Here is a 3,758-nt window from a genome sequence, read left to right on the forward strand (position 1 = left end):
GCACCAGGCTCCGGATTTGGCCACGGCCGCATTATCCCCGTGCACCGCTATTTCGAAGCCCGATTTGAAGAGCCGTCCTGCCGTCGTGTTCTGCCGGTCGCTGTTTGACTTGCGAAGCCCCCACTGTTTGCGAGCGTTTGCGATAGCGATCGTTACCCGAAGGGCCGAGACACCCGCAGGGTGGCTCGGTGAGGAGCGAAGCGACGAGTAGAGCGCGGGCCGAAGGCATCGCCCGTATGCCGTCAGCACGCTATTGTCGCACTCCTCCGCGGACTCTTGTCGCGTGAGCGAGCGTCCTTCAGTAGCAAACCCGAAAGTCTTAGCGTCACGATCGTGTTGCGGCGTTTCGAATGCAAACCGAATGTCTGTCACGGGGCGCCCGCGAACCTGGAAACTGACGACTGATATCACGAGCTGCCCGATGTGCAGCCGCCGGACGCTTACGTCGTGTTTGCCAACTACTCTCCCTTCTGCCAGTTGCTCGGTGAAGCACGCCATGGCTTGCGAACCCGCACACTTGGTCATTGCGATCCTCCCGAATCCGATCGAGGGACGAACACGCCAATAGGCCGGGCGAACATGGGCGAAACATCGGGCGCCGAGATTGCGGTCGTGGCACCGCTCGACGGCACGAGCGCCAGCAACCGATCGCGCGTTTTCATTGGATCGGATCGCGGCACGAATAACGTCGCAGCAGCTGATGACTGTCCGCTGGACGTCCACATCGGCGGCAGTTCGACGGCAAGCAGATTTGCAAGCTTAGCGACGTATGCTCGCGTCTCGCCTGGCAAAGAGCCGCCTGCGAGATGCTTTTCATAGCGAGATGGTCCCGCGTTGTACGCGGCAAACGCGCCAGGCGAACCATACCTATCAAGCAGTTCGCGCAGATAGGCCGTGCCAGCCAGAATGTTGTCGTGCGGGTCGTAGGGGTCGTTCCCGAGATCGTAGCGCTCGCGAAGTTCCGCCCAAGTCGCCGGCATGATTTGCATCAGGCCCATTGCGCCTTTTGGCGATCTGGCGTGCACGACACCAGCACTCTCGATGCTTTGGACTGATTGGATCCAGTTCGGCGCAATCGCAAAGCGTTGTGAGGCTTCATTGATGAAGCCGGCAAATGAGTAAGCGGTCTGACTGATCGCCGGCTGGGCGGCTGATCCGCTCTGGGCCAAAGCAGCACTGTCGAATGCGGTCAGAAGAAGCATCAGAGGCACGACAGCACAAACGGGCGTGCCCAACCGACCAAAGCACGCGGTCGGGCTCGCGCCAGCCTTGCAGACATCGATCGAGACGGAGGAATGATCCCGCAATCGATCGAACAAGGGAATGGCGAGGAGAACACGTCGAATACCCACGATCACTCCTCCCACGTCCACACCGGGATCGCACGGCCGATCACGGCCGACGCCGGAAGAAATCCAAAATACCGGCCATCAAGAGAGTCGTCCGACTGCCAGTTCATCAGAAACAGCGCGCCGTCGCCGACGACGCGGCAGCCCTGCCATTTCGGCAGCGGCCTGCCTCGTCTGTCGTGGTCCTTCGCCTCGCCCACCGCGACTTCGTCGACCGAAATCGTGAGCCCGCTTCTGCAGACCTTCTGACCGGAGAGCGCCAGCACGCGCTTGAGCATCGGGACGCCGACAGGCAGATAGCCGTTTAAGTCGAGGAAGGTCGCAAGCGGCTCCGGCGGCTGCACGGCGACCAACTCAGTGACATGGAAGTGTTCCGCCGGTCGCAGCCGATAGAGACCGATCGGCACGCTCTCGGATGCATTCCAGATGTAGAGCGGAAATGGCTCGAGGACGATCGTCGCGACGAGCGCAGCAGCGGCCCCAAACGTCACGGCCAGCGTCTTCAAACGGCCTGTCATCGCATCACCCTCTGACGATGGAGCCATGCCTGATGACGCGCTTTCGTGTAGGGCCGCGGGGTCTCGTTGACGGACAGACGGTTATGAACGTGATGCCAATGATCGGGGGCGACGTCGGCGGGATCGATGCCGAGGGCCTCAACGGCATCGATCATTTGCAGCACGCGCTCGACCTTCGGCCAGCCTGACAGGCGCAGCAGAATCTCGCCGCCGGGTGTCACATACGGGACGGTCGAGCAGCGCTGTCCCGGCGCGACCGCGCGCAGGATGTCGATCCGCGAAATGATTGTGCCAAAGTCGTTGGACGTCCAACGGACGAAGGCGAAGATGCTGCCAGGCGCGAATGACAGGACACGCCGGTGGCGATCAAGCTTCCGTTCCTTGACGATACGACCGAACCGAACGCGGTTTTCGATGCGCTTCTCAAGCCACAACACTTCCACTTCGGTGAGATCGCTCATGCCACCGCTCCCTGAAGCTGGAACAGAGAGCCGTGAGCTTTGGGGGCGGGGAAGTACCTGTTTGACTTCTGCCGGCGAGCAGGATTGACGGCTCGCCGTTGCCAATCGCTTCCAATGCGGCTTTCGGCCTGGTCCGTTAGAAGAAATCCGCAGGATTTCTGGTTAGCCGGGGTACTGACTTGTGCCCCCTCGCCGGCCGCGTTGCGGCGATGATGCTTCGCAACGATTCGCGAACGGAACGCGCGGTGCGGTCCGGCGGTCGGCGGTGGAGGCGAACGATGGACTTCTATGCAGGGCTCGACGTGTCGCTGGAGGCGACAAACATTTGCGTGGTGGACGGCGACGGCAACATAGTCCGGGAAGCGAAGCTCGAGACCGATCCGGATGCGATCGAGCTGTTTTTGGCGGAATGGGGCATCCATCTCAAGCGCGTCGGGCTGGAAGCGTTCTCGTACAGCGCCTGGCTGTTCACGGCGCTCGCCGAAAAGGGCCTCCCCGTGACCTGCATCGAGACCCGGCACGCCAAGGCGGCGCTGAACGCGATGCTGAACAAGACCGACCGCAACGACGCCAAGGGCATCGCGCAGATGATGCGGACCGGCTGGTTCCGTGCCGTCCACGTCAAGTCGGAAGGCGCGCAGACGCTGCGGGCGCTGCTGGTCGGGCGCAAGGCGCTGCTCGGCAAGGTGCTCGACATGGAGAACATGATCCGCGGCTTGCTCAAACCATTTGGCCTGAAGGTCGGCGAGATCTCGGTCGGACGTTTTGCAGCCCGGGTGCGCGAGATCGTGGCCGGGAAGAAGGAATTGGAGGCCATCGTCACGCCGCTGCTGGACGCCCGCGGTGCGATGCGGCAGCAACTGGCAAAACTGCAACGGCTGGTGCTGGCGGCCGCACGCGGCGACGACGCGGTGCGGCGGATGATGACGGTGCCGGGTGTCGGCGCGCTGGTGGCGCTGACGTTCCGCGCCACCGTCGACGATCCGGCCCGATTCAGGAAGTCGACCAATGTCGGCGCGCATTTTGGATTGACGCCGCGGCGCTACCAGTCCGGGCAGACCGATCGCATCGGCAGGATCTCCAAATGCGGTGATGAGCTGACGCGGGCGATGCTGTACAAGGCGGCGATCGCGATCCTCACCCGGATCCCGAAGAACTTCAAGCTGCGGCTGTGGGGCCTGCGGCTCGCCAGGAAGAAGGGTTTGAAGCGCGCGGCAACCGCCGTGGCGCGCGCGCTCGCCGTGCTGCTGCACAAGATCTGGAGCAGCGGCACCACGTTCCGGTTTGGCGCCGGCGGCAAGCGGGGGGGGGGGGGGGGGGGGGGGGGGGGGGGGGGGGGGGCCCCCCCCCGCCGCGCGCGCCGCGGGGGGGGGGGGCGCCGGCGGGGGGGGGGGGGGGGGGGGGGGGGGGGGGGGGGGGGGGGGGGGGGG

3 protein-coding genes and 1 pseudogene are annotated in these 3,758 nt (G+C 64.1%); 1 reads left to right on the top strand and 3 read right to left on the bottom strand.

The genetic code is table 11. The annotated features are described in order from the left end of the window. Window positions 1-521: 521 nt before the first annotated feature. The 3 genes from AC0L3X_RS46645 to AC0L3X_RS46655 are packed head-to-tail and all read right to left on the bottom strand — an operon-like array spanning window position 522 to window position 2,328. Window positions 522-1,352, bottom strand: a complete 831-nt coding sequence (locus AC0L3X_RS46645; protein ID WP_473317557.1) for a lytic transglycosylase domain-containing protein — start codon at window positions 1,350-1,352, stop codon at window positions 522-524. 2 nt (window positions 1,353-1,354) lie between these two features. Then, window positions 1,355-1,867 (bottom strand): S26 family signal peptidase, encoded by a 513-nt coding sequence (locus AC0L3X_RS46650; RefSeq protein WP_473317558.1) that lies wholly within the window; start codon window positions 1,865-1,867, stop codon window positions 1,355-1,357. Then, window positions 1,864-2,328 (bottom strand): DUF2840 domain-containing protein, encoded by a 465-nt coding sequence (locus AC0L3X_RS46655; RefSeq protein ID WP_473317559.1) that lies wholly within the window; start codon window positions 2,326-2,328, stop codon window positions 1,864-1,866. Before AC0L3X_RS46655 ends, AC0L3X_RS46650 begins: the two co-directional genes overlap by 4 nt. A 278-nt stretch (window positions 2,329-2,606) precedes the next feature. On the opposite strand from AC0L3X_RS46655, the pseudogene AC0L3X_RS46660 reads away from it, so the two are divergent. Continuing rightward, a pseudogene (locus AC0L3X_RS46660) lies at window positions 2,607-3,617 on the top strand (IS110 family RNA-guided transposase); the annotation flags it as partial. Window positions 3,618-3,758: the final 141 nt, after the last annotated feature.

Source organism: Bradyrhizobium sp. MI1.7 (assembly GCF_055811795.1).